The 26,751-nt window shown below is 52.6% G+C and carries 25 protein-coding genes; 12 read left to right on the forward strand and 13 right to left on the reverse strand.

Annotated features, from left to right (window positions below):
- Window positions 1-282 precede the first annotated feature (282 nt).
- The 4 genes from F0P93_RS00065 (at window position 283) to F0P93_RS00080 (ending at window position 3,496) form a co-directional block, all read left to right on the forward strand.
- Entirely contained in the window at window positions 283-966 is a 684-nt protein-coding gene (locus F0P93_RS00065) for an MCP four helix bundle domain-containing protein (RefSeq protein ID WP_150874359.1), read from the forward strand.
- A 173-nt stretch (window positions 967-1,139) separates the two neighbouring features.
- Window positions 1,140-1,889, forward strand: a complete 750-nt coding sequence (locus F0P93_RS00070; protein WP_150874360.1) for an OBAP family protein — start codon at window positions 1,140-1,142, stop codon at window positions 1,887-1,889.
- 95 nt (window positions 1,890-1,984) lie between these two features.
- Window positions 1,985-2,878 carry an ROK family protein gene (locus tag F0P93_RS00075; RefSeq protein ID WP_150874361.1) on the forward strand — a complete coding sequence of 298 codons (894 nt, stop codon included), beginning with the start codon at window positions 1,985-1,987 and terminating at the stop codon, window positions 2,876-2,878.
- A 57-nt stretch (window positions 2,879-2,935) separates the two neighbouring features.
- A complete protein-coding gene (locus F0P93_RS00080; protein WP_150874362.1) occupies window positions 2,936-3,496 on the forward strand; it encodes a D-sedoheptulose-7-phosphate isomerase in 561 nt (186 codons plus the stop codon).
- A 113-nt stretch (window positions 3,497-3,609) separates the two neighbouring features.
- Here the strand turns inward: F0P93_RS00080 and F0P93_RS00085 are convergent, their stop codons facing one another.
- Window positions 3,610-4,320, reverse strand: coding sequence for a molybdopterin-dependent oxidoreductase (locus F0P93_RS00085; RefSeq protein ID WP_150874363.1), 711 nt, complete (start codon window positions 4,318-4,320; stop codon window positions 3,610-3,612).
- 65 nt (window positions 4,321-4,385) lie between these two features.
- Between F0P93_RS00085 and F0P93_RS00090 the strand changes: the two genes are divergently transcribed.
- Together F0P93_RS00090 and F0P93_RS00095 are read left to right on the forward strand one after the other, a co-directional pair.
- Window positions 4,386-5,261 (forward strand): LytR/AlgR family response regulator transcription factor, encoded by an 876-nt coding sequence (locus tag F0P93_RS00090; RefSeq protein ID WP_150874364.1) that lies wholly within the window; start codon window positions 4,386-4,388, stop codon window positions 5,259-5,261.
- A gap of 111 nt (window positions 5,262-5,372) precedes the next feature.
- Window positions 5,373-6,113: a DUF8737 domain-containing protein gene (locus F0P93_RS00095; protein WP_150874365.1), complete on the forward strand. Its 741-nt coding sequence runs from the start codon at window positions 5,373-5,375 to the stop codon at window positions 6,111-6,113.
- A gap of 64 nt (window positions 6,114-6,177) precedes the next feature.
- On the opposite strand, the gene F0P93_RS00100 is transcribed toward F0P93_RS00095, so the two are convergent.
- Entirely contained in the window at window positions 6,178-8,712 is a 2,535-nt protein-coding gene (locus tag F0P93_RS00100; RefSeq protein WP_150874366.1) for a YfhO family protein, read from the reverse strand.
- 87 nt (window positions 8,713-8,799) lie between these two features.
- A complete protein-coding gene (locus tag F0P93_RS00105) occupies window positions 8,800-9,708 on the reverse strand; it encodes an LEA/WHy family protein (RefSeq protein ID WP_150874367.1) in 909 nt (302 codons plus the stop codon).
- 100 nt (window positions 9,709-9,808) lie between these two features.
- On the opposite strand from F0P93_RS00105, the gene F0P93_RS00110 reads away from it, so the two are divergent.
- Complete coding sequence (locus F0P93_RS00110; RefSeq protein ID WP_150874368.1) at window positions 9,809-10,369, forward strand: Uma2 family endonuclease; 561 nt, start codon at window positions 9,809-9,811, stop codon at window positions 10,367-10,369.
- A 6-nt stretch (window positions 10,370-10,375) separates the two neighbouring features.
- On the opposite strand, the gene F0P93_RS00115 is transcribed toward F0P93_RS00110, so the two are convergent.
- Window positions 10,376-12,799 (reverse strand): endonuclease MutS2, encoded by a 2,424-nt coding sequence (locus F0P93_RS00115; protein ID WP_150874369.1) that lies wholly within the window; start codon window positions 12,797-12,799, stop codon window positions 10,376-10,378.
- A 179-nt stretch (window positions 12,800-12,978) separates the two neighbouring features.
- Between F0P93_RS00115 and F0P93_RS00120 the strand changes: the two genes are divergently transcribed.
- Window positions 12,979-13,860 (forward strand): hydroxymethylglutaryl-CoA lyase, encoded by an 882-nt coding sequence (locus F0P93_RS00120; protein WP_225309311.1) that lies wholly within the window; start codon window positions 12,979-12,981, stop codon window positions 13,858-13,860.
- Between the two features lie 12 nt (window positions 13,861-13,872).
- Here the strand turns inward: F0P93_RS00120 and F0P93_RS00125 are convergent, their stop codons facing one another.
- A complete protein-coding gene (locus tag F0P93_RS00125; RefSeq protein WP_150874370.1) occupies window positions 13,873-14,397 on the reverse strand; it encodes a DUF7935 family protein in 525 nt (174 codons plus the stop codon).
- A gap of 174 nt (window positions 14,398-14,571) precedes the next feature.
- Between F0P93_RS00125 and F0P93_RS00130 the strand changes: the two genes are divergently transcribed.
- A complete protein-coding gene (locus F0P93_RS00130; RefSeq protein WP_138991136.1) occupies window positions 14,572-14,898 on the forward strand; it encodes a HesB/IscA family protein in 327 nt (108 codons plus the stop codon).
- 82 nt (window positions 14,899-14,980) lie between these two features.
- Window positions 14,981-18,736 (forward strand): sensor histidine kinase, encoded by a 3,756-nt coding sequence (locus tag F0P93_RS00135; RefSeq protein ID WP_225309312.1) that lies wholly within the window; start codon window positions 14,981-14,983, stop codon window positions 18,734-18,736.
- A 30-nt stretch (window positions 18,737-18,766) separates the two neighbouring features.
- On the opposite strand, the gene F0P93_RS00140 is transcribed toward F0P93_RS00135, so the two are convergent.
- Window positions 18,767-19,354 carry an HNH endonuclease gene (locus tag F0P93_RS00140; protein ID WP_150874372.1) on the reverse strand — a complete coding sequence of 196 codons (588 nt, stop codon included), beginning with the start codon at window positions 19,352-19,354 and terminating at the stop codon, window positions 18,767-18,769.
- Between the two features lie 361 nt (window positions 19,355-19,715).
- Between F0P93_RS00140 and F0P93_RS00145 the strand changes: the two genes are divergently transcribed.
- Window positions 19,716-20,078 (forward strand): CoA-binding protein, encoded by a 363-nt coding sequence (locus F0P93_RS00145; protein WP_150875803.1) that lies wholly within the window; start codon window positions 19,716-19,718, stop codon window positions 20,076-20,078.
- A 68-nt stretch (window positions 20,079-20,146) separates the two neighbouring features.
- On the opposite strand, the gene F0P93_RS00150 is transcribed toward F0P93_RS00145, so the two are convergent.
- The 5 genes from F0P93_RS00150 to F0P93_RS00170 form a co-directional block, all read right to left on the reverse strand.
- On the reverse strand, window positions 20,147-21,148 hold the full coding sequence (locus F0P93_RS00150; protein WP_150874373.1) for a 3-oxoacyl-ACP synthase III family protein: 1,002 nt from the start codon (window positions 21,146-21,148) through the stop codon (window positions 20,147-20,149).
- A gap of 21 nt (window positions 21,149-21,169) precedes the next feature.
- On the reverse strand, window positions 21,170-21,421 hold the full coding sequence (gene purS, locus F0P93_RS00155) for a phosphoribosylformylglycinamidine synthase subunit PurS (RefSeq protein ID WP_114408823.1): 252 nt from the start codon (window positions 21,419-21,421) through the stop codon (window positions 21,170-21,172).
- Window positions 21,422-21,470: 49 nt separating this feature from the next.
- On the reverse strand, window positions 21,471-22,178 hold the full coding sequence (pssA, locus tag F0P93_RS00160; RefSeq protein WP_310587966.1) for a CDP-diacylglycerol--serine O-phosphatidyltransferase: 708 nt from the start codon (window positions 22,176-22,178) through the stop codon (window positions 21,471-21,473).
- Window positions 22,179-22,279: 101 nt separating this feature from the next.
- Window positions 22,280-23,269 (reverse strand): 2-hydroxyacid dehydrogenase, encoded by a 990-nt coding sequence (locus tag F0P93_RS00165; protein ID WP_150874374.1) that lies wholly within the window; start codon window positions 23,267-23,269, stop codon window positions 22,280-22,282.
- Between the two features lie 139 nt (window positions 23,270-23,408).
- Window positions 23,409-24,260, reverse strand: coding sequence for an aldo/keto reductase (locus tag F0P93_RS00170; RefSeq protein ID WP_150874375.1), 852 nt, complete (start codon window positions 24,258-24,260; stop codon window positions 23,409-23,411).
- Between the two features lie 240 nt (window positions 24,261-24,500).
- On the opposite strand from F0P93_RS00170, the gene F0P93_RS00175 reads away from it, so the two are divergent.
- Window positions 24,501-25,100: a hypothetical protein gene (locus tag F0P93_RS00175; RefSeq protein ID WP_150874376.1), complete on the forward strand. Its 600-nt coding sequence runs from the start codon at window positions 24,501-24,503 to the stop codon at window positions 25,098-25,100.
- Between the two features lie 68 nt (window positions 25,101-25,168).
- Here F0P93_RS00175 and F0P93_RS00180 read toward each other — a convergent pair whose 3' ends face one another.
- Both F0P93_RS00180 and F0P93_RS00185 read right to left on the reverse strand, forming a co-directional pair.
- Complete coding sequence (locus F0P93_RS00180) at window positions 25,169-26,164, reverse strand: alpha/beta fold hydrolase (RefSeq protein ID WP_150874377.1); 996 nt, start codon at window positions 26,162-26,164, stop codon at window positions 25,169-25,171.
- A complete protein-coding gene (locus F0P93_RS00185) occupies window positions 26,161-26,745 on the reverse strand; it encodes a hypothetical protein (RefSeq protein WP_225309313.1) in 585 nt (194 codons plus the stop codon). The genes F0P93_RS00180 and F0P93_RS00185 overlap by 4 nt, the downstream gene beginning before the upstream one ends.
- Between the last annotated feature and the right edge of the window lie 6 nt (window positions 26,746-26,751).

Consider the following 26,751-nt stretch of genomic DNA (forward strand, 5'->3'; position numbering starts at 1 on the left):
TATTTAACGTGAACTATGAGATTATTGACCCCGGAGTGCTCAGAATACGCATTTGCTCGTATAATTACGTGCCGCTGGCACTCAAACTACGGTTAGGCAGGGGCATCATCTCATCGTTCGCGTTTATGTGAATCAATTAAGGGATTAAAAGCGAACGTCCTGATTATGTATGGTGAAGACACTACAGCAAGGATGAAAAAACATATAGAAATAAGCTTACTTTCGTTCATCAGTAAAAGGTATGGCAACGGCATTTTCTTCACAATATAATCTGTACGGGATATGAAATGGTCATTTGTTATTCAGCAAAAAATAAAGGCAGCTTTTCTTCTGACCGGCATTATGGTATTGATTGTGTTGAGCACGTTTCTTTCCCGCAGCAACATCAACGACATCGATAAATCCTTCTCTTCCATCTACCAGGATCGGCTGATTCCGGCAGTCGATATGGTTTATTTAATCGAAAATCTGTATACCAAACGACTTTTGGTAGAAAAGCACCTCACGTCAACAACAACCTCCACCCCGGCCGAAATCAAAGCCTTTCTTAAAACCAAAAACCAGTCGATCGATTCACTCATCCGGAATTATGAAAAGACCTTTCTGATTACGGAAGAAGCTAAAAGTCTACACGCGTTTAAAAACCGGGTTGCTGAATATGCGCTGCTCGAAAACCGCATCCTTCGCCTGAGTCAATCCGGAAATAAAGAAGCGGGAAGTGTGGTATTCAACGGCAAAGGTTCCCGAACATTTCAACAGGCCATTTTGTGTCTCAATGAATTAACCAACATTCAATACACCGAGGGTCAGAGCCTGATGAACGAATCAAAAACAGAATCCTCACAATTCAACCTGATCTCATCCCTCCAGATTGCCATCGCTATTGTCATCGGCTTGCTGATACTGGGCCTGATTCATAATTCTAAAATCATTCACCAGGACCGACAACCGTTTCATTTAAACTAGCCCCTAATCGATTTTATATACAAACAACAACACCTGTGTATAAAAAAATTAACCTGGCCCTGAAGACCACATATCTTTTCAAAAAAAGTAACTTACCTGACAAAATCACCTCGAACAAATCCTGCGAACGAAAGTTGTGATCAATGTAGAGGAACGCATTTTTTTCTGTCACAATGATCAAATTGGGGTTTTATGTTTTGGGAGCCGTACTGTTACTGGCTTGCGGAGGAGATCATACGTCATCCGGTACACCGTCAACTGCTTCTTCCGAAACACCTCTCGCCAAGACCAAAACCGCCCAAAACCCGACGAATCCAGCGCGACAATTGGCGCTTTATCTCAACAAACTCCAATTTTACAATGGCCAGCGGGCGAGCCAGTTCGAGGCTCATCACTATTGCAGTACGCTCAGTGAAGACCTGACCCAATGCGTCATTTTTGACGGTGCCGGAACGAATGCCAAATTGATGGGGGTGGAATACGTCATTTCGGAGCGCCTGTTTAAAACCCTGCCGGACGATGAAAAAAAACTCTGGCACAGCTACCGTTACGACGTGAAAAGCGGGATGCTGGTGGCCCCCGGTTTAAGTCCGAAGGCCGAACACAATCTGATGAGTGCGCTGGTTACGCAGTATGGGAAAACCTGGCAACTCTGGCACACCGATCAGGACCCGACACTCCCCTTCGGTGGCCCGGCGCTGGTGATGGACTTTACGAGAGATGGCCAGATCGACCCCAGCCTGTTGCAAACCCGCGACAGACGGTTGAATGTTTCGTCGGCCGAAAAGCGGCAATTGCGGTCTGACATCCTGGGCCGCCCACCCGTTTCCGGAGCCGACGCCTGGCAAAATGGCCCCCGCATCCAGCTTCCGGCGCTCACCCGCCGAAATTATCCCCATCTTCAAAAAGATACCCTCCGGTAATTTTTTTCTTCTTTACTTTGCCGCGTGACTGTGCTTCGGGCACATCGCCTGATCATCTATTCCTACGCATGGCGGATTGAGTTCCGCTCCACAGAATGAATCTTGGCATTGAAATTGGCGGTACCAAACTGCAACTCGTAGCGGGTGAAGCAGCCATCCTTCGGCACCATTTCCGGTTTACGGTCGATAAGTCCCGCGGGGCCGCCGGCATTTTAGCCCACATCGACGACACCCTCCGGCAACTTCCCGAACCCATTCAAACCATTGGCGTCGGGTTCGGCGGACCGGTCGATACCCAAACCGGCCGGATCGCGACTTCCCACCAGATTGAAGGCTGGGCCGGTTTTGGCCTGGGCGAGTGGCTGCGGCAACGGACGTCGGCCCAGCGGATTCGGGTGGAAAACGACGCCAATGTGGCGGCTCTGGGCGAGGCCCTACACGGCGCCGGACGCACCTTCCGACAGGTTTTTTACGTGACACTCGGCAGTGGCGTTGGAGGTGGCCTGGTGATCGACGGGCAAATTTACCACGGAATGCCGCCCGGCGAAACCGAAATCGGCCACCTTCGGCTCGATAAAGCCGGGACTACGCTGGAGTCGGTCTGTTCCGGCTGGGCCGTCGACCGCGAAATCCGCGAAGCGCAGACCAACCTGCCCCCGGACTCGATTCTAAAGCAGGTGGTTGGCGCGGCCCAAACCGGTGAAGCCCGGTTTTTACGGGAAGCATTCGACCGGGGCGACCCGACGGCCCAGCGAATCGTCGGACGACTGGCCGACGATCTGGCGTTTGGGCTCTCACACGCCGTGCATCTCTTGCATCCGGACGTCATCGTGCTGGGGGGCGGCCTGTCGCTGACCGGCGAACCCCTGCGTTCGGCGGTTGAAAGACGATTGCCAGCCTACCTGATGGGCGCTTTTCAACCCGGCCCGGCGATCCGGCTGGCAGAACTGGGCGAAAATACCGTGCCAATTGGCGCATTGAGTTTATAAATGAACAACCGGACGTTCGGTTCAACAACCCTCTACTACTTCAATCTTATACTTGGTATGCAAACGTATTTTGAACAGTATCTTGTTCACCATCAGGCGGCTATCGACTCCATTCCGGTCGAGCGAGTGGAACGCATTGTTAAACTGCTGAAAACCTGCTGGGAGGAAGACCGCCAGTTTTTCGTTTTTGGCAACGGCGGCAGCGCGGCCAATGCTTCCCATTTCATTACGGATCTGGGAAAAGGCGCTTCCGACCGGCTTGGCAAGCGGTTTCGCTGCCTGTCGCTGAACGACAATACCGCCTGGATCACGGCCCTCGGCAACGATTATTCCTACGATGACGTGTTTGTGGGGCAGTTGCAAAACTACGCCCGGCCCGGCGATCTGGTGCTGACGATGAGTGTCAGCGGCAGTTCGCCCAATCTGGTGAAAGCCGTTCAGTGGGCCAATGAACACGAACTCACAACGGTGGCCCTCGTCGGCGGCAAACGCGGCACCCTCGCCGACCTCGCCCACGAAGTGATCGCCATTGACTCGGTTCATTACGGTCGCGTGGAAGACGCCCACATGACAATCTGCCACATGCTGTGTTACGCCTTTATGGAGAATAGCATTTAAGTTTGACGTTATTTCGCGGAGTTGAGCGGAGAAAAAGAGAGGTAAGCGGAGATATTTTATTAAACTCTGCTAAACTCCCTTTTACTCCGCTCAACTCCGCGAAACAATTCTTTTTAACTATACCGATCATTCCGCCACGGGTAAGCCGTGTTGGAGTATCCGCGTTCTTCCCAGAAACCCAGGCGGTTCCCGGCCAGAAACTCGATGCGTTTGATCCATTTGGAGCCTTTCCAGGCGTAAAGCTGGGGCGTAATCATGCGAACCGGCCCGCCGTGTTCAAGGGGAAGCGGCTCACCCTCAACGGTATGAACCAGCAGGACGTCGGATTTGAGGGCTTCTTCCAATGCCATATTGGTTGAGTATCCATCGAAACCGTAGCACATGACGTGCGTGGCGGTTTCTTTCGGCATCACCAGCGCAGCCAGATCCGCAAACCGGACGCCCACCCACGGCACATCCAGCTTCGACCAGGTCGTTACGCAGTGAAAATCACTCACATCCTCCGTTTGGGGCAGTGCCATGAAATCCGCCCATTTCAGCCGAACCGGCTGTTCGACCTCCCCGTCGATGGCCAACTGCCACTTGTCCAGCGGAATGTTAGGGTGGTGGCCCAGGTCAAGAACCGGCCATTTTTTCGTAACCGTTTGGCTTTTTGGTATCTTCGGCATTCCGTGGCGGTTCGGCGGACCAGAGCCCAGGGGTTTTTCGTCGGTCATTGACGGGGTGTTCTGAATGGCTTCCTCAAACCGGCGTTTTAGCTTCATGCGGGCGTCGATGATGCGGTCGAGTTTATCAGCATTCGGGGCAGTTTCGTTCGGCTCCATGCGTTTTTAGTTTGATGAATAACGGCCCGTAAGCCTATTGATAATACAAAAAAGCAAAACCCATCATGGAACCGTTAAGCCGCCGACAACACGGTTTTTTGCTGCTGATTCTGGTCCCGCTTCTGGCAACGATCGCGTCGCACGTCGTTTTTTACCGGCATTTTCCGTGGCAGCCGGCGTATCGTTTTCCGACGGCTTACTTTCTGACGGTTGCCACGGTCATGCTCTCGTGCTGGTCGGTCAATGTAGTCATTTTCCGGCATTTCGACCGCCGTTTGCCGTTTTCCTACAACCCTACGCAACGCATCGGGCGGCAATTTGCGGTGGGCGGTTTAGCTACGTTGCTGACGTTTTCGGTTGTTTTCCCCTGCGCCATCCGGCTGTATTCCGGTTTCTGGCCCAATTCGGTTCAACTCACGTCCGGTATTTTTGTCTGCATCACCATCGCCACGCTGATCAACGGCGGCTACGTCGGCTTGTATCTGCTCCAGGCCTTTCGGCTCGAAAAACAGTCGGCGACGGAAGCCATCAACCGCAAAGTAAACCACCTGCAACCGCCGGTTCGACCGGTTTTGGATGCAGCCCTTTTGATCGACGCCGGTTCCCGCCAGTTCCGGTTGCGCCCCGACGAAATCGCCTATTTCTTCTCGACCCAGGGCGTGGTTCTGCTGGTTAAAACCGACGGGCAGCAACTGACCACGAATTACAACTCCTTTTCCCGGCTGGAAAGTTTGCTCCCTGAAGGCTATTTTTTCCAGTTAAACCGCCAGTTCATCGTCTCGCTGGCGGCCATTCGAACGGTGCAGGACGACAGCAACCGCAAGCTCCGGGTGACGCTGACCCCGGCTTTGCACCGGAACCAGCCCGAAGAAACCGTGACGGTCAGCCGGTACCGGAACGCGGAGTTTAAGAAGTGGCTGCAACAGGTGGCCGTTGGCTGACCCTTCATCACCGTTTTCCGTACCATTCGTTGAATCGGGCCCGAAAACCGTTCCAAAAACCGTTTTTGCGGCCTTGCTTTACAGCATCAAACCAAAAAGCTGTAAACAACGATGGTACGCAATCTTTCACACCTCTCCGAAAACCCGCCCCTCTGGCTGAGCCTCTGTTTCGGCGGAATTCTGATTATCACCTTAGCGATTTTTTATACCGCCCTTCGCAAAGCCGCCCCAACCAAAGCGGGTTTCATTCTAACGGGAATGATACTCTGGCTGACGGTTTTGCTGGTGCTGGCCCAACGTCAGTTTTTCCTGAACATCGACGCCGTGCCGCCCCGGTTCCTGCTGACAATTGGCCCACCGCTGCTGCTCATCCTGGGATTGTTTCTCACAAAACCCGGACGCGCTTTTCTGGATCAGTTACCGCTTCCAACGCTGACGCTCCTGAACACAATCCGGATTCCGGTGGAACTGACGTTGTACGGTTTATTCGTTTATCAGCAAATTCCGGAAGTCATGACGTTCGAGGGCCGGAATTTCGATATTCTGGCAGGCATCACCGCGCCATTGGCCGGTTACTGGGCTTCGAAGAACCGACCAGCCAACCACCGGAAGCTGCTGCTCTGGAATATTCTGGCGCTGGTATTGCTGATCACTATTGTGTTTCATGCCATCGTCTCGGCACCCCTTCCCTTTCAGCAACTGGCCTTCAATCAACCCAACGTTGGTGTACTGAAAGTTCCGTTTGTCGGATTGCCCGGTCTGGTGGTTCCGGTGGTTTTGCTCGGTCATCTGGTTTCAATCCGGCAATTGATCCGAAAATTGAAGAACGCTCCAGCTAGCATTGCCGTTTGAACCAACCAAAGATGCCGGTAGGTAGGACCATTTTTGATCGGAAGAAACCGGCCTTTCTCCGAATTTATACCGGTTTTTTCCGATTTTCGATAAAAACCGCCGTTCCGATAAACGCGATGATCAACAACGAACACACCAGATCGACCACCTTGCCGACACGGATCGAAACCGGATCGAATTTGAAAACGATCGTGTGTTTTCCGGCCGGAACGCGCATCGCCCGCAACACGTAATTCGCCCGCAGGTGCGGCACTTCCTTGCCGTCGATGGTGGCTTTCCACTCGTCGCGAACGTTGTAATAGATTTCGGAGAAAACCGCCAATTGCTCGCTGGTCGCGTTGCTTTCATAGATCAGTTCATTCGGTTTGTAACTGGTCAGGCGAATCGAATTGGCCGCCGAATCGGGCTGGATTTTTAAGCCCGTCAACTGTTCGGCAAACCGCTGATCGACCACGGCGGCTTTCGCGGTATTCAGGCTGTCGAGCGCTTTCATTTCCTCATTGGCATTCGGCACCAGCCGATAAGTCTCCACAAACCAGGCATTACCCAGCGCCCCCGGATTCCGTTGCGCCACCGGTGGCCCCGGCGCCTGCTGGGGGTTCGCGGTTTGAAGCTGCGTAATGAAATACTTCGTATTCAGCATGTTGATGACGTTCATCGCATTGGGCGCCGTTTGGGGTTCCCGCAAATTCCGGTAAAGCTGAAACTCCGCTAACTCCTGGTACCGGCGCAGTTTGGCCGCGTGATACCCTCCCAGCGACTTGTGGAAATACGACGCTTTGGCGTCGCTCATGAAGCTGGCGGTCAGGTCGAGCACCCGGAAGTCGAGGGCTTTGTCGGCCAGAATCTGCTCGTCGGCGGCCGTTGGCGAAATCGTCTCCTGAATCGCCTGTTTGCTCACAAAATCATCGTTGTTGAAATACCGCTTGTCGACGTTGAACAAATCAAAAATCATCAGCGCCAGCAAAACCGGGTAGAAAACCAGCGGTTTGATGCGATCCCGAACGAACAGCCAGATCAGCCCGCCGACCAGCAAAATCAGAATGGCCGACCGGAACGCGTCGGAACGCAACATGCCGATGCGGTCGTCGATCATCGCGGCAATAACCTGTTCGGCCAGCGGTTTACTTTGCAGACCCTGCTCCAGATTGTTCAGCATCATCTCGTCGTTGCTGCCCCGGAAGCTTTGAAAAACCGTGGGTGCCAGGGCCATCAGCAGCGAGAAACCGGCGGTTGCGCCCAAACTGATCAGCAACGGGCGGTTGAGTTGAGCCGGTGAATATTTTTTATCGACAATCTCTTTCAGGGCCAGAATGCCGAGCAGCACCAGCGGCAACTGCGCCAGCGTGAGCGTCATCGTGACCGCACGAAACTTGTTGAAAGCCGGGAAATAGTCGAAAAAGGCGTAATTGAACGCCGGAAAGTTTTTGCCCCAGGCCCAGGCAATGTACAGAAAAGCGATGCCGAGCGCCCACCATTTCAGCCGACCGGGAACGATCAGCAAACCGAGTACGAACAGGAAAATGACAATGGCTCCCGCATAGGCCGGACCGCTCTGGCTATACAGATTTCCGTGATACATCGGCAATTGCTGCACAAACTGTTGGGCATTGCCCGGATCGACGCCGATGCCGGTCATTTTTTTGTAGGTCTCCGAGTCCGTCGTGAGCGAACTGACGGAAGGGCCACCGGCGTAATTGGGAATGAGCAGCGTAAAGGTTTCGCCAATGCCGTAGCTGTACTGAAACGCGTAGTCTTTCCCCAAACCGTCTTCGGGGGTCGTAGCCGCAGCGGCTGGCGCACCGGGTTCTGCTTTGGGTGTTATGGTCAGTTCGGATTTTCCACGCGTCGTAACGGTCACGTAATCAGCGGCATTCCAGAGCCGGGTGGTATGCGTCCCAACGGCGAGAACAGCCGCAACACCCAGTGCCGACAACGCCAGCAGGAGTTGGCGGACACGCCCTTCCCGGATGGCGACCACGCTCTCGATCAGGACATAGATGATGATGCCAAAGGCGAGATAATACGTGATCTGTACGTGGTTGGCGTAGAGTTCAAGACCCAGAAACAAAGCCGCCAGCGCGGCTCCGGCGAGGTATCGACCCCGCAAGGCCAGGATAACGCCCCCCAGAATACCCGGCGCGTAGGCCAGAGCCAGAATTTTTGAAACGTGACCTGCTTCCAGACTCAATAAGGTGTAGGAGGCAAAACTATACGCAATGGCTCCCAGGGCCGACAGCCAGACGTTGACGCCCAACGCCAACATGAGCACAAAACCGCCCACCATCATCAGCCAGATGTAGTTGGCCGGGTCGGGAAGCAGCAAATTGATGTATTGACCGAGTTTGTGGGTAAGGCTGGTGGGATAGTCCCCGGAAATCATGTAGGCGGGCATTCCGCCGAACATGCTGTTGGTCCACCACGCCCATTCGCCGGTTTGTTTGTGGTACTCGACCACTTCGCGACCAGCCGCAACGGACTGAATGATATCGTGTTGATTCAATCGTTTGCCCTTCAAAACGGGCGAGCAATACAGCACAGCCAGAACTGCAAACCCAATGACGGCAACTAAATGAGGAAGAAAGCGTTTAAAATTCATACAATCGTTAGGAATACGAAGCGCAGCGCAGCGATGAAATAACGAGTAAAGAAACGCTTTTTTCCAACACGGCGGAAACTCCGTCCGTCACTTTTTCAGTTCTTTGAGGTCCGCCAGGGTGCCTTTGATGCGGTTTACGATTCGGCTGTCGTCCAACGCACTGTTGCCATCCGGGCTGATCATCTTGCTCCGGAATTCAATCAGATAATTCGTATTCTTCTTGTCGAACAACGCTTTCAGGGCGACGTTGTCGAACTTTCCGGGTTTGAGTGTCACCGGAAACACCACGGGCGTAACGGCCTGCTCTTTGATGAGGATGGGTTCCGGCTGGCTTCCTTCCGCAACCACATCGCCGTCGATGCTGACAATGTAGTGGGTATCTTTAAAATTCAGAGGGAATTTGTTCCGGTTTCCAATCGCCACCTTTGCAGCCAGATCGGTCTGCTTCAGGCTAATTTTACCAAAATCGATAGCCGTTACCTTGATGGTTGGAAGGTAAAGCGTCGGTAGCTTTTTCTCGGTTTTGACCGAAAACGTCCGCTGTCCCAAAACCGGCACGTCCAGATCGAAGGTTGACCGAATGGTGTAAACCGTACTATCGGCGTTTTGCTGGTCCAATTGCTTCAGAACGTTCATAAACCGCTTGTAAAGCAGCTTGACCGGCAGCGTAACCAGGGTACTGTCGCCAGCCTCCAGTTCAACGGTTTTGCGGTAGCTGTCTTTCATGACCAAGGCTGTGTCGATATACACTTCATAATCGACGCGCTTTGCCTTGAAACCGACCGGCAACGGATTGTCGATCAGGAGCTTCATGTTCATCGTAAGCTGGTCGTCGTCAATGTCGGTAATCAGAAAAGAGGCCAGTTCCAGCCGGGGGGTCAACACGGTTCCGTGGGGTTCATCGGCGGCCCGTTTCTGCTGACGCTGGTACCAGATATAAGCGCCGATGAAGCCGATCAGCAGCAGGCCCAGCGCAATCAATCCTCCTTTTTTCATCGTGTTGAGTTACTTGTCGGGTACTAAACCGTCTTACTATGAGACTGTTTACCAAGTATTCACTATTTTTAGGGAAGCAGAAATTTAGAAAACAGCCTTGATGACGGTTTTACAACAAAGACGGTATACATTCAAAGAATACGAGGAGTTTGAAAAAGAAGTCGATGCTCGCTATGAATACAGGGATGGCGAGATATTCAAGCTAACAGAAACGACCAAACGGCAGAATACAATTGTGCTATCGTTTTCGAGTCTTCTGCATCCTGTTGCCCGAAAAAACGGCTGCGCAGTATTTATCAATAGTATCAAGCTAAAACTAAAAACCGGCGAAAAATACGTTTATCCGGACGTGATCTACACCTGCGAACCGGCCGATCTGGCCGATGACTCAGAAACCGTTGTGCAGTCGCCCAGTTTGTTGATCGAAGTATTTTCCGAGTCTTCACACCGGTTTGACATCCAGGATAAACGACTTGAGTATTTCAAAATACCGTCACTCCAGTATTATTTGCTGGTGTCTCAAAAGCACTACGGCGTTGAACTGTATGAACGCTCCGCCGATTTCTGGAAATACACGATTTATGACGGTCTGGATGCCAAAATCGAGTTGGAGAAATTGGGGGTTACAATGTCGCTGGCGGAGATCTACGAAGGTATCTGACTTGCATCATTTCATCTTCACCACCGTCACCCCGGCCCCGCCCCGGTCGGCGTGTTCGTCCTGCATGGACGTCACCTGCGGGAAGGTTCGCAGGTGATTCCGCACCAGCGTCCGCAAAATACCGTCGCCTTTGCCGTGCACGATCCGGAGTTCGGCGTAGCCCAGCATCAGGCCGTTGTTGATAAAATTATCCAGTTCCACCATCGCTTCCTCGCCCCGCTGCCCCCGGATGTCAAGGTTGAAACTGAAGTTCATCATCTTCTCGTTCAGGTCGATCCCCTGCATTTTGGGCCGGGCGGTTTCCCCAACGGCTTCGCGGTAGACTTTGCGGCTGACTTTCTCCAGCCGGTTGAGTTTGATGGTTGATTTTAGGTCGCCGATCCGGATTTCGACGTCTTTTCCGCGCAACGCCAGCACCTCGCCAATCGTCGACTGCCCTTTGATCTGCACGAAACTGCCCACGGCGATGGCCCCCGATTCGGGCAAAAACTCCTCCGGTTCGACCTTTTCCGGTTTCTTACGAACGTCCTCCACCAGCGTTTCCGGCTTCAGTTCTTTTTTGTCAAACTGCTCCAGTTCCTGCCGAACCAGCCGCGTCATGTCCCGCTCGGCCTTGTTTTCCTTGATTTCCCGAATGGTATTTTCAATCCGCTGATTGGCCTCGGCCACCAGTGCTTTGGCTTTTTGCTTGGCTTCGTTCAGCAGCCGTTTCTGGTCGTTGTCGAGCCGGGTTTTCAGCGCGTTGGTTTCGGCCAGTTGCTGGGCCAGTTTGCGCTGATTGATCCCGACTTCCATGTTTTTTTCGGCAAACACCCGCTTCTCGATGTCCAGCTCTTTCAGCAGTTTTTCGAGGTTCACCTGTTGCGAGCCCAGCTTTTCCTTGGCCCGGTCGATCAGCGGTTTGGGCAGTCCGATTTTCGAGGCAATTTCAAACGCAAACGAACTGCCCGGTCGGCCAATTTCAAGTTCATACAGCGGTTCGAGGTGTTCGCCGTCAAACCGCATCGCGCCGTTGACCAGCCCCGTCGTTTTGTCGGCAAAGAGTTTCAGGTTGGTGTAGTGCGTGTTCACAACGCCATACGCGCCCGATTTAGTCAGTTCTTCCAGAATGGCTTCGGCAATGGCCCCGCCTAGCCCGGGTTCGGTTCCGGTGCCAAACTCATCGATGAGAAACAGCGTTTTGCGGTTCGCAAAGGTCACAAACGCCTTCATGCTGGTCAGGTGCGAGCTGTAGGTACTGAGGTCATTTTCCAGCGATTGCTCGTCGCCAATGTCGATGAACAGGTTCTGGAAAATACCCGCCGTGGAGCCTTCGATCACCGGAATGAGCAAACCGCTCTGAATCATGTATTGCAGCAAGCCAATCGTCTTGAGTGCCACCGACTTCCCCCCCGCGTTGGGTCCCGAAATAATCAGAATCCGCTGGCCCGAATCGAGCAGTAGGTTCAACGGAACCACTTTTTTACCCTGCTTCTGAAACGACAGATGCAGCAGCGGGTGCCGCGCCTGAAGCCAGTCGACCAGCGGCTGGTTGACGAGTTTCGGCATACCAGCGTCGATTTGCAGGGCAAATTTGGCTTTGGCCCGGATGAAGTCGATCAATCCCAGAAAGGTAGTAGCCCGCTGTAATTCAGGCAGGTAGGGACGAAGCAGGGCGGTCAGCTCGCGCAGGATGCGGGCCACTTCGCGCCGTTCTTCGTACTCCATCTCGCGGATTTCGTTGTTGGCATCGAAGACCTCCGCCGGTTCGATAAAAACCGTCTGCCCGGTGGCCGATTCATCATGGATGAAGCCCTTCAACCGCCGTTTGTGTTCGGCCGAAATCGGAATCACGACGCGGCCGTTTCGGATCGTCATCGAAATATCATCCGGCATCCAGCCCTGCTGGCGGGCGCTTCGCATAATTCCATCCAGCTTTTTGCGCAAGCCTGCCTGTTCGCTGATGATCCGACGGCGAATGGTGGCGAGTTCCGGTGAGGCATTATCGCGGACGTGGCCCCGGTCGTCGATGACGCGCTCAATGGCTTCGGTCAGTTTTTTGTCCACCGTAATGGCGTCGGCGAGTTCGTTCAGATACGGGTAGACTTCTTTTTCTTTTCCGGCCAGAAACCGCAGGCAAAGTTGAATGGTCCGAAGTGTCAGTTTCAGGTCAAAAAACTCCTCTTCGGTGAGCATCATGCCCTCGATCCGGACTTTGGCGAGTTGCGGGCGAATGTCGAGGTAGTTGGACGACGGAAATTCCGGCTCATACTGCACGATGGTCTTGAACTCGGCCACCTGCCGGAGCATCTTGTCGATTAGTTGGAAATTGTCGGAAAACCGGATTTTATCAACATACGACTGCCCCAGTGGGCTAATACAAGCCTGCCGCAGCAAGTCGCGGATTTTATCGAAACCTAATTTTTGTTCAAATGAATCGGGATAGAGCATTTGTTGTTCTTCTGATTGGTATGTACCTGCAGCCGGAGCGTCGGGGTACGTGAAATAACACCGGCGACGGAAAAGCAGTTCGATTCTTTTTTTCGTAAAAACCGCAAAACTACACATTGAATGGGAATTACCGGTTCAGAACCGGCTACCTTTCGTTCAATTACCGCATCTTGACAACCATGAATCCGTTTAAATTGATCGAATGTCCCCGCGATGCCATGCAGGGCCTTCCCGGTTTTATTCCGACAACCGACAAAATCCGGTATCTGAACGCACTGCTGCGGGTGGGATTCGACACGCTCGATTTTGGCAGTTTTGTGTCCCCCAAAGCCATTCCGCAGCTACGCGACACGGCGGAGGTGCTGGCTGGTCTGGACCTGAGTGAAACCAAAACGAAGTTACTCGCCATCATCGCCAACGTACGCGGGGCGGAGCAGGCGGTTTCGTTTCCCGACATTCAGTACCTCGGTTTTCCGCTGTCGGTCTCCGAAACGTTTCAACTCCGCAACACCAACAAAACCATCGAACAGGCGTTTGCGGAGGTTGACGCCATTCAGCACCTGTGCGTTGCCCACCAAAAGCAGTTGGTCGTTTATCTGTCGATGGGTTTTGGCAATCCGTACGGCGACCCGTACAATCCCGAGCTGATTGGACAATTTACAGAACGGCTGATTCAGATCGGCATCGAAATCATTGCACCTTCCGATACCGTCGGTTCGTCGACACCCGAAAGCATCGAGACCTTGTTCCGGTATTTGCTGGCCACGTTTCCGGCCATTGAGTTCGGCGCCCACCTGCACGCCCGGCCGGAGCAGGTCACCGAAAAAGTGAAGGCGGCTTTGCGGGCGGGGGTTCGGCGCATCGACGGGGCCTTGCACGGACTGGGCGGCTGCCCGATGGCTGCGGATGACCTGACCGGCAACGTACCGACGGAACACATTGTCTATTTGCTTGAAAAAGAAGGGATTGCAACCGAAATAGATCAAAACCGCCTGGCTGAAGCCCTGGTTTTATCCTCCGAAATTCTCAATACCCACGAACCGCCGGGCGGCCCCGTTTAGTCCGTAGATACGTTAAAGAAAAACCGCCTGCACCTCGTCCTTGACGGCTTTGAGACCGGCCGCCGTAGGCTGAACGTCTTTCTGAATCATGTTGTCGAAAATCTTTTTGGACAGATCCAGGGCGGGCGATTCGGGCGAAACCTGCCCGGCGGCTTCGTTGATGAGCATAATCACCTCATTCATGGCGTTCTGCACCTCTTCCCAAACGGCCTGGCTCATGTAGATTTGTTGGGAGACGTTGTGATTGTATTCTTCCCGGATTTCGCGCAGCAGCAATTGTTGCAGATCCAGCGCCACCGGGGCCTCAGCGCTCAGCCGCAACAGCAGGTTGGCGGGGGTGATGCGTTCCAGAAACAGGGCCATCCGTTCGTAAGCCTGCAACCGCAGGGGCGTAACCTCGCTGGCATACCGGTTTTTTTGCTCAACGCGTTGCTTTTCGGCTTCGCGTTCGAGCATCAGTTTGACGGTTACATACATTCCGTACAAAACCAGACCGGCCGGAACCAGTAATTTTACTAAATCAGGGATAAAATCCATACGTAATTTTCAAGCGTCGTTGATCGACTTTCTGTTATTCACCACCGAAGCCTGTTCCGCCGGGAGCGGTGCCAGGCCAGTAGCCTAAGCCTCACACTGAAAACTGGCAATGGGTGGCTATATTGTGGGGTAAAGTTTGTAAATTTCAGTCAGCAAACGGAATTTTTACTTAGTATGTTTATTGAAAGTATCAAAAATCCGGTTCGTTTGACGCCACAGGCCATTGATCAGATTCAGGAGACGTTCCGGGCCAACAAAATCCCGGACACCTATGGTTTGCGGGTTGGCATTCGGGGCGGAGGCTGTGGGTCATCGTGGGTGCTGGGTTTCGACCAGCCCGGTCAGGCGGATGAGGTATTCGACATTGATACCATTCGGGTGATTATCGACAAAAAACACCTGCTTTACGTGCTCGGAGTTGAAGTCGGGTACGAGAACACGGAAGACGAACGCGGTTTCACCATTCAGAAACCAGAACCGACGGTAGCCGAGCCACAGTAATTGATGTCGGGAACAGGCCAGAAATTTTGGCATGATTTTGGGGTTATATCAGGCAGGGAAAGCCTTTTCATCCATTTTTGTTGTGAGTATACTCAACAAGCATATCTTCCTGATTCTATCGATTCTGGCACTCGGGTTGTCAGTTTTCTTCTATTCAGTGCTGGAAAGGGGCGCAATCAGTGCGGCCCACGAACAGTATTTACAGACGACCCAGCAACGAATCAAAACTGAACTCAGCACCAGTTCGGAAGAACTCCAGGCCGTCGGCGAACTGCTCCGGGAGAAACCCACCCCCACCTTTGCCGGTTTGAGTCGGGAAACGAAATACCCGTATTACATCTTCCGCAACAAGCAACTCCTTTATTGGTCAGACCACCGCTTTATCCCTGATTATCAACAGCTAAAGAGTATCCTATACCCCAGGTTGATGTCATTTCCGCAGGGCAAATACCTCGTCAACCGGCAGTTTATCAGGCAGGGTACGGATTCGCTGGAGGTGTTTTCGCTCGTCAATGTCTACCGGCATTACCAGACAGATAATAGTTACCTGCGTTCGGGCTATAATCCGGACCTGTTTTCGCTCGTACCCCGGGAAATTTCGGTAGAGAAGAGCAGCATTTACGAAAGCATGTATGACCAGACGCCGGTGTTTCTGTTTTCGGTCATTCCTCCGCAAATGGAGGGCTATCAGAACCAGACCTCCCCAGTCAACACGGTTATTCTGGCTATCCTGTCGGTTTTTTTCATGGGTATCTACCTTGTTCGCCGAACCTTGAATTTGCGTCGAAGCCGGCATTACGGGGCGGGTTTCGTGATTCTGGCCCTCTATCTGGTCGTTCTTCGGGCGGTTATGCTGTATTTCGGCGTTCCTTTTTTGTTCTTCGAAACTGATCTGTTCAATCCCGGCTATTTCAGTTCGTCGGTCGTGGCCCCTTCCCTGGGCGATCAATTGCTGAACTGCATCGTGATGGTGATTCTGGCCCTGTATCTGGCCAGCACATTTTACCGCACCCGCTCCTACTACTGGCTTCTGCGCCAGTCGGATGGGTTAAAAGCAGTGGTTTCTATCGTCTCCGTCGTTCTCAGCTATAGCGTATTTTACGGTTGTTTCCACGAACTGAATACCATCTACGAGAAGTCCGGTTTCACGCTCGATATTACCCTCAGCCTCTCTTTTACCAGCCTGAAGATGGCTTGTCTGCTGGTTTTTGTCGGCATATCAACGGTTTTCTTCCTGCTTCAGCACGTTTTTTCCAGCCTGTTCATCCGCCTGAATTTGACCCTTTGGCGGGGTCTGCTCTGGTTTCTGATGGGCACCATTCTGTCGGTCTTGCTTTTCTGGCAAGGCTCTACGCCGATGCCCTGGATTTTAGCGATTCAGGGGGTTTACTTTATGGTGTTGTATGTAAGTCGTTTTCCGCGCGCGCTGTATTCATTCCGGTATAAAACCACCCTTTATCTGTTTTTTACGGCTTTTGTCTGTGCAGCCTTAGCAACGTATGTCGTTTACAACCAGGGCCTTAAAAAAGATCTCATTAAAAAACGGGAATTTGGCAAACAGTTGCTGGTCGAAAATGATGCGTTTGGTGAGTTTCTGCTCAACAAATCACGAACCGCCATTACGCAGGACGCTGAGATTCGGCGGGTGATGACCAGCGACACCCTGCTGCTGCGCGAACGCATCCAGCAGCGGGTCAAGAATGTTCACCTGGATAAGTATTTTGAACGGTATTCGATCGATGTTCTGGTATTCAACTCGGGCAATCCATTCCCGGGTAATCCGCAGGCAGAAACCAATTACCGGAATTATGCCGAGCGTTTCCGGCAGGATCACTACCGAACCCAATACCCCGGTATCTATTTCATCAACGACGTCAGCAATAACTTTATCAAGCAATACGTCCAGTTTTTTGACTTCAAACTGGGTGAAAACCGGGTGGGGCATGTCGTACTCGATCTGAAATTAACCCGAAATCAGCCCGGACGACTGGATCCCAGCCTGTTGACTGACAAAAAATTCATTCAGGCGCCCGAAACACAAATTTACAATTATGCCATTTACAGCCCCGGAAAGCGAATGCTCTACAATTCCGGGGAATACAACTACGACCGGAAGCTGCCGGCATCCCTGCTGAGTGACGCTGTTTTGTTCGACCAGGGCGTATCACACGAAAACTATAAACACGTCGGATTGCGGGACGAAAGTGGCCGGATTGTGGTCATCTCATCCCGAGACTACCCGATTCGCAACCTCTTTTCCAATTTTTCCTTTCTGTATCTGGTTCTGATTCTGTATATCCTGATTCTGATCCTGATCTATTCCATCCGGTTTGGCTTCTCCCGGTTTTACATTAATTACTCAACTAAAACGCAGCTCTACCTCAACGCAGCTTTCTTTCTGCCGCTGGTGCTCGTTGTTGCCATTACGTTTGGCGTCATCAGTTCCAATTATGATGCGTATCAGCAAACCACGTACCTGACCAATGCCAAGAACATCAGCTCCAATTTCCGGGGCGACTGGACCAGTTTTTTGCAGGGAACGACCAGCAAGGCGTATCTCGAAGAAGAACTGAAGAAAATCACGCAGGATGACGATATCGACATCAGCATTTTCGACAAAAGTGGAACCCTCTTCTGTTCGACGCAACCACTGGTCTACGAAAGCGGTCATTTGTCGAAACGGATTAACCCGGAAGCCTACACCCATTTGGCTGAGGGGAAAGAAAATCAGGTTTTACTGACCGAGTCGCTGGGAACGAAGCAATACCGCACGGCGTATGCCAGCATCAAATCCTACGACGGCGAGTTGCTGGGCATGCTAGGCGTATCGCATTTCAATTCCGAACCCGAACTCGAACACCAGATGATCGATGTCGTTTCCACGGCACTGAGCGTGTTTACGGGTCTGTTCATGATCTTCCTGCTCGTTTCTTACTGGGCTTCCAACGTCTTGACCAAACCGCTCAAAATCATTACGCAGAAAATCCGCAAAACCAACCTCGACCGGTTCAACGAGCCGCTGGACTGGAAATCGGACGACGAAATTGGTCTGCTGATTGGCGAATACAACCGGATGCTGGTGAAACTGGAAGAGAAAAAGCAGGCGCTGTCGCAAAGCGAAAAACAGTCGGCCTGGCGGGAAATGGCCAAGCAGGTTGCCCATGAAATCAAGAATCCGCTGACGCCGATGAAGCTAACGCTGCAGCACCTGCAACGCACGCTGCAATCCGACAGTCCGACGGCCCGGCGGGTGTTGCAACGGACGCTGGAGACGCTGCTCGATCAGATCGACAACCTGAGTGACATTGCCACGTCGTTCTCCGACTTTGCCAAAATGCCGTTGCCCAAAAATGAGTTGTTTGAAATCACCTCCGTGATCAATAAAGCCGCCGACCTGTATGCCGACGATGGCAAAATCACGCTGATTCGGGACATCTCCCCGTATCCGGTGATGGTTATGGGTGATCGGCAATTGATTGGCAGAATTCTTACCAATTTGATTATCAACAGTGTGCAATCCGTTTCAGCCGACCGGAAGCCGGTTATCAAACTACGGCTAACGGTTACCGACGATCACATCAACATTGAAATCAGTGACAACGGGGCAGGGGTTCCCGAAGCCATTCGCAGTAAAATTTTCCTGCCCAACTTCAGCACCAAAGAGGGCGGCTCCGGCCTGGGGCTGGCCATTGCCAAACGCGGGATCGAACACGCCGGCGGCAGCATCTGGTTTGAAACCGCAACCGGGGAAGGAACTACCTTTTTTATCAGTTTACCCCACATTCCGCCCATCGGCACGGGGAGTGGGCTGAAAGGCGAAAGCATCGGACTCAATTAGCAACGCTGAAGGCAAAGCGAAAAACCGCCTTTAGTTTTTCTCACTCGGAACGTCGTCGTCAATCGTAACATGCTTCCAGTTCTCACCCGAACGGATCCGGTTCAGTTGGGTATGGGTGATACCAAACTGCTTGGCGATCATTTTCAGGCGGTTCTTCTCATTCTTCAATAACTTTTTGATCATCTTCACCTTCGACTCGGTCAGTTTGTAATTCCGGGTCCGGCGCGGGATTTCGCGGTTCAGGATGTTCGGGCTGGTGCGGTTATGCTCAATCATTTCCTCTTTCGTTACCCACTTCAGGTTCTGAAAGTGATTGTTTTTCTTGTCGTGATCGAGGTGAATAACGTACTTCTGCTCCGGGCTTTCGCGGTTCAGAAACAGTTCGGCAATCAGCTTGTGAAAATACCGGTTGATCGTTTTGCCGCCGGTACGGATGTTGAGTGAACGATACCCCTGAATGATTGATCCATTGATGAGCGTACCCTCCTTCGTATCGTTTTGAAAACTCTTCAGTCGGCCATAATTCGAAACTTCATAGCGGGGCGGGTTTTCAACACCTTCAAAGTTGATTGCCACCCATTTCTCGTTCCAGTAGTTGCTGGTCCTTTTCTCAGGCATGTTTAGGCTAATTCGGTTAGTCATCAGGTATGTTTGTTGAATGAACAATTAACAAAATAAACGTGAAAGTAAGCTATGAAATATCGTTAAAAGTGCCAATGATTCATTGAAATGGATAATATGCAAACAATTTAGGCAAACTTAATTGTTCCCACAAATCCTATTTTGTTTAACTTATTTCATTTTTTGTTAAACAAAGATAAGTGTATTTTTTTCCAAAGCAAGCCGATCATAAAAGTAAAAATAGAGATGGAGACGCCGGAATGGTATATACGCAATAGACCCGGATTAGGATTTGAAATAGAAACTAAACCGCCCTTCGGATAGTTTTCAGGGAAGAGTTGAATAAAAAAATGGGATGATGAAAAGCAAAACGTTAGTCGTTGGGGCTTCCGAAAACCCGGAACGCTATGCCAACAAGGCCGCCAATCGGCTGGTGCAGCAGGGCTATGCCGTCGAATTACTTGGGCTGCGGTCGGGAACGGTTCGGGGCAATCCCATTCAAACCGGGCAGCCGGAATTGAACGATATTGATACCGTTACCCTTTACGTTTCAGCCAGAAACCAAACGGGCCTCTACGAATACATCAAAAAGTTGAACCCCCGGCGGGTGATTTTTAATCCGGGAACGGAGAACCCGTCTTTTGAGAAAGACCTGCAACAGCAGGGCATCGAACCCATCGAAGCCTGTACGCTGGTGATGCTGGCCACAGGGCAATATTAAGAGTTAAGAGTTAAGAGTTAAAAGTTGGCTGACGCACTCACTCTTAACTCTTAACTCTTAATTCCTTGTCACCACTTTATCAGCGCGGAGGCCCAGGTGAAACCGCTGCCGAAAGCCGCCAGACAAACCACGTCGCCGGGTTGAATGCGGCCCTGTTCCCAGGCTTCGGTCAGGGCAATGGGGATGGATGCGGCTGTGGTGTTTCCATACCGCTGAATGTTGTTGTACACTTTCTCGGCGGGCAACTTCAGTTGCTGGCGAACGTAATCCGAAATGCGGATATTGGCTTGGTGGGGCACCAGCAACGCAATGTCTTCAGCGCTGTAACCGTTCGCTTTCAGTGCTTCATTAATCACTTCCGCAAACCGCACCGTGGCGTGTTTGAAAACCGCGTTGCCGTTCATGACGACATCAAAACCGCCTTCGTCGACCATCTCTTTGGTGGCCGAGCGCGACGGACGGCTGCTGCCCGGATCGCGAACGTAGAGGTCTTCGGCATAACGCCCATCCGCGTGCAGGTGGGTCGACAGAACCCGGTGTTCCGGGTCTTCGGTGGCCTGCAAAACGGCAGCTCCGGCGCCATCCCCGAAGATGACGGCCACACCCCGGCCCTGGTTGCTTTTGTTGATCCAGGTCGATTGAATTTCGGAACCCACCACCAGCACCTTTTTGTACATGCCGGTTTTGATGAACTGATCGGCAATGGACAGGGCATACACAAAACCCGAACACTGGTTGCGGATGTCGATGACGCCGATGCCCTCCAACCCCAATTCACGCTGCATCAGGAAACCCGAGCCGGGGAAGAAATAATCAGGCGTAATCGTCGCAAAAACAATCAACTCAATGTCAGCCGTTTGCAGGCCCGCCCGGTCGATGGCCATGCGGGAAGCAGCCGCAGCCATGCTGGCGTTGGTGTCTTTTCCGTAGGTGAAATACCGCCGTTGCTCAATCCCGGTGCGCTCCCGAATCCATTCGTCCGACGTATCCATGTACTGCGTCAGATCCTGGTTCGTGACAAGGTTTTCGGGGACGTAAAACCCCAGACCGGTGATGGTGGAATAAGTCATGAGAAGGGTAAGAGAGGCTGACTACACGCCCTGAATCGAAAACGTGTATTCTTCCATAATCAGGTTGGCGAGCAGTTGGCGGCAGGCCGTATCGACGGTTTCCTTCGCTTTTTCCTCCGACTCCGCTTCGACTTCCAGGCGGATGTGTTTGCCAATCCGGACGTCTCCCACCGAATCGATGTGGAGGTTGTGCAGTCCCAGTTTTACGGCTTTGCCCTGTGGATCCAGAATTTCCTTCTGGGGCATTATGTCAATTTCAGCAACGTATTTCATGTTTGAAGCAGATAAGCAGTGCGGGAATTTAGGGGTAAAATTCAATCCGTCACGGCTTGTTTTTAGCAAAGTATGAGATCAAAATGTATAAAGCGATCACCAGCGGTACGGCTGCGAAGTGCAAAAATAACAACAGAAACGCTGATCCGATCAGAAAACTGAATTTTATGCGGTTTTCACGCCAGCCGAAGGATTTGAATTTGAACGCCAGCAAGGGCAATTCGGCCACCATCATGAACGAGAAAACAATTAGCAAAAACAGCGTGATGGGGTTTTGCCACAGAAAAGCAAACTGCGGCTGGTAGTGGGCCATGAGCGGAAAAGCCGCAATGAAGATGGTGTTGGCCGGAACCGGCAGGCCAATAAACTGGTCAGACTGGCGGGTGTCGATGTTGAAATTGGCGAGTCGCAAGGCAGCTAAAACCGCAATGGTGAAGGCCAGATACGACCAGTTTCCCAGTCCCAGCGACCACAGGGCCTGATAAACCAGCGTGGCCGGCAAAACACCGAAGGTCACGACGTCGGCCAGCGAATCCAGTTCTTTCCCAAACGGCCCCGACGCATGAACCAGCCGGGCCACAAAACCGTCGCCAAAATCGAGCACACCGGCCAGCAGAATGAGCCAGGCCGCCGTGTCGGAATGGCCACGCAGGGTCATCACCAAACCGATGCAACCGCACAGCAGGTTGCCGCAGGTCATGGCATTGGGCAGGTGGCGGAGCAATTTCGTAATGGATGTGATGGCTAAGTGAAACACGCTCGTCCGAAAACGATGGTGTAAAGCTACACGAGAGAGTTGTCAACTCAAATTTTGGCCGAAAGAAAAACGAATCGGTGTGTGCGGTTTTCAGAAACCGGTCACATCGACATCTTGCTGATGCCTTCCTGTCGGCTGTTCTGGTAAAACGAAATCTGGAGGATCAGCCGGTGGGCAATCTGCTGCAGGGCCTCTTCGGTGAGAAATCCCTGGTGGGCCGTCAGCAACACCCGCGGGTGCGTCCGCAAGCGGTTGAGCAGGTCGTCGGTGATGGGCTGGGCGGAAAAATCCCGGTGAAACCACTTCTTCTCATTCACATACACATCAGCCGCATACCCGGCCAACGCATTGGCATCCAATGCATCCAGAATCGCTGCGGTATCGACCAGTCCACCCCGGCTGGAGTTGACCACCATGGCCGTCGGTTTCAGTTGCGACAGGGCCGGTGCGTTCAGAAGCTGCCGGGTTTGGGCGTTCAGGGGGCAATGCAGCGAGATCACATCGGATTCGGCCAGGAGCATTGGCAACGCAACGTAACGGACGCCCGCGTTGAGAAGAGGCTGATGAGGTTTGATATCGAACGCGAGCACCCGACAGCCAAACCCCAGCATGATCTGGCAAAAAGCCTGGCCAATATGCCCCGTGCCGATTACCCCAACGGTTTTTCCGTGTAAATCCTGGCCCGTTAGCCCATTGATCGAAAAATTGCCTTGCTGAACCCGTTCGTGCGCCTGCGGAATGTGCCGAACCAGGCCCATCAGCAGCGCAACGGCGTGTTCGGCAACGGAATAGGGCGAATAGCCCGGCACGTGTAAAACCGTGATGCCCAGTTCGTCAGCGGCTTCCAGATCGACGTTGTCCAGCCCCACGCAACGCATGGCAACCAACTGAATACCCAGCGATCGGAGCGATTCCAGAACCGGTTTGCTCAAATCATCTTCCACGAAGGCACAAACCGCTTCGTAACCGCTGGCCAGGTGACTGGTTTGTTCGGTCAGAATTTCGTCGATAAACGTGATGGTATGGTGCGCCTGGTACCGGATAAACCAGTCCCGTTCGTAAGCGGCTGTACTGAAAAAGGCAATTTTCATAGCTCGTGGATTTTACGCAAAAGTACGGCAATCAGAGCCGTTCCTCCATGACTTTCCTCACTTCGACGAATGACCCTGATTGCCACAATTCCGGTTAAGAAAGTCGTTTGCTTAGTCCAACTACCGAACGGGCCACGATTTATTCCGACAAAGCCGCAAAATCCTCGTCCGACAACACAATCCGGTCGGCGGCCAGATTCTCGTTCAGGTGATCGAGTGAGCTGGTCCCGGGAATCAGAAGGATGTTGGACGAGCGTTTCAGTAACCACGCCAGGGCGATTTGCGCCGTTGTGGCCTCGTGTTTTTCCGCGATTTCCCGAATTTTGGCGGCCAGTTTCTTCGGCCCGGATGCCAGCGGATACCAGGGAATAAACGCCATGCCGCGTTGAATGGTGTAATCCAGAACGGCTTCCCACTTCCGGTTTCCGAGGTTATACAGGTTTTGGACCGATACGATCGGCAGCACTTTTTCGGCGCGTTCGATCTCCTTAATGCCGACTTCCGACAAACCGACATGGCGAATTTTCCCCGCCTGAACGGCTTCCACGACCGGCCCGAGGGTTTCTTCAACCGGGATGTCGGGGTCAAACCGGTGAAGTTGCCAGAGGTCGATGCGCTCCAGTTTCAGCCGCTGCAGGCTGCCGTCAATCGCCTGCCGGATGTGATCCGGGTCGCCGTTGGTCACCCACTGATTGGGGCCGGTTCGGTCAAAACCGCCTTTGGTGGCAATGATCAGTCCTTGTCGATACGGATGCAGGGCATCGGCAATCAGTTTTTCATTGGTATGCGGGCCGTACGAATCCGCCGTATCGATAAAATTCACGCCCGACTCCACGGCTTTTTGCAAAACCGCCTTTGCCGTTTCCCGGTTCGGCGCATCACCCCACACCCCAAAACCGGTCAGTTGCATGCCGCCGTAGCCCAAGCGGTTGATTTCCAGATCGCCCCCCAGTTTGAAAGTTAATGCTGCTTGTTCTGTTGTATTGCTCATGGTATGGTTTGTTGATTCATTCCACCACAACACAAGATCAATCCGGTTCTCGTTCCAATTCAGGGCGAAAAATTAGTCTGTGACCTTTCCAACCAAACGACAAAACCGGGAGTCCGTCTATCTGATATGACCTCCATTTTCCCCGATCCGATGAAAAATACCCTACTCTTAACCCCGTTTCTCTTTGCATTCCTCACCGGTTGCCTAACAGACCCTTCGGTTAAACCCGATCCAGTCACCGTGTGCCCACCACCGGCCGTGATCCTTAGCCGTGACAGCATTGCGAGTGGAAGTTACCTCGGTCTGACGATCAACGATGAGGCTGAGAAAGCGTATGCCGGGCTTCAAACCCTCCGGCAAACCGCGGGCGTCACCTTTTTAAACGTCGTCAGCAATAACACGTCGGACCTTGCGCAGTTGCGTGAACGCCTTCCTCTCTACCATTACATTTTGCTGGACCAGAACCAGGGAACCGACTCCGGTGTTCAGATCACCATCGAAGCCGATCAGGTTAAAAGCATTTATCTGAACAGTGGCCGACAGCTCTCGCAGTGGCCTGCGAACTTACAAGCGGCCTCTTCCATCCGGCTCGGAGACGCCACGGGCTCGCTGTATACCAAACTTGTCAAAATCAGAGCGGTGCGTGCGTATGCCAATAAATTTGAGCGCATCTCACTTCTAACAAAAAATCTCGCTGCGGCTTATGATCCAGCCATGCGCCAATCGCCACAGTGGTATTTCACCTATAATCCCGGCGCTGGCCTGATGGACGAAGTTCAGGTACATTTCAAAGACGGTAAGATCAGCTACATTTCCACCATTCGCTACAAAATGGATTGAAAGGCAGTTTTGTGGTTAAAGTCAGCCTCCTGATCGAAAAATACGCTCTCGATCAGGAGGCTGACTTTTTACCTTACAAATTTCAGCACTTCGGCCACAAACCGGTCGGTTTCCGATATAAACGGCTCGTGGTAGGATTGGTCGAAGGTGACAAACGTCGGTGCGGTTTTCGTCAGCAAATCCCGGGTTTCGTAGCCAATTTCGATGGGAACCACACCATCTTTTTTGCCCCAGAACAGGGCCACCGGAATCTGGATATTTTTCAGAAACGCGCTCCGGTCATATCCCCGAATGGTGGTTTCACCGTATTCTGCATACGCTTTCGGATGCGAAAACTGGGCCAGAGCGGTGTTGGGTGAGGCAAATAAATAATTGATGACAAACTTCTTATCGTCGTAAATCGAAACCGGATTACCGTCCAGGTCGAGCATTCGTTTGTAGAGTTCGGGCCACTCGTAGGTTCCCAGATTCTCGGCGGTTACGGGCCGTGCCTGAACGTACTGCTCGATGGCGGTATTGTTCTGCTGGCGGGCTGCACGCAACACCCACTCCCGCATCTGTACCAGCCAGCGGTAGGTCGAAAACGTGCCATTGACGGCGATCAACCCGCTGACCAGCTTCTGGTTGTCATTGGTCGTCAGAAATTGCCACGCCAGTTCAACGCCGAAACTATGCGCCACCAGATAAATTTGGGTGTTGGGATATTGCTCTTTCAAAAGCTTCACGACGTAATACGCATCTTCGCCGAACTGCTCATACGTCAACGTTTTCACATCCACTTTTCCCGACGACGACCCGGCAATCCGCTGGTCCCAATACGCCACGGCCACGTCGTTTTCCAGCCCTTTGAGGTAATGCCGGTAACACATGGCGCAGTCGCCGGGACCGCCGTGCAGAAACAGCACCAGTTTGTTCGACGCCAGGTTGCCCCGCACCCAGATGGGCATATCCGCGCCTTTGTGCCGTAAATAAAGTATCCGGTCGGTCGTCGTTGCGTCGTCTTTTTCGCAGGCAACGAGCAAAACCGCCAGCCATAGAATCAGGTATGTATAGATCGTTTTCATTTGTTTTTCAGCGGTTTGCGAATACCACATTCGATTCCAAAGCGCATCAGGCTTGACGCGTTGTAGGGCCGTTGCTGCATCAGGTTTAACTTAGCATACCAGGCGAGGGAGCGGTTTTTCCGGATCGACAGATCACGCCCGAAACCCACCGAAACCGTCGGCAGATAAGCCCCGCGACCAGCCATTTTGACCCGCCGAAAGCCGCCGTTTTCATCGACTTCGAAGGTTTTTCCCGCCAGAAAATACCGTAAATACGCGTTGGAAAGCCCGACTTCAAAGGTGCCACCCCGCCGACCCGTCCGCTGGTAGGCCAGTTCAGGCGAGAGAATGACGCCCATGTGGTTGTCGGGGTGATTGTACACCGCCAGTCCGGGTGTCAACAGAAATTCTTTCCGCGCCGAATTGCGGGCTTTGGTGCGGGAAATGAGCGGGTATTCGTAGGCCACTTTCAGCCCGTAATGAGTGACGGTTTCGCCGAAATAAGCCACCCGCAGTTGCTGGGCGCTGGCTTCCGGATCGGCCAGGGCGACGAAAACCGCCAGAAGCAGGAGCCCGATCCTGGAGTAACGTTTCATGTTCATGGTATG

Origin of the sequence: Larkinella humicola, from assembly GCF_008727875.1 — a bacterium.
GTDB lineage: Bacteria > Bacteroidota > Bacteroidia > Cytophagales > Spirosomataceae > Larkinella > Larkinella humicola.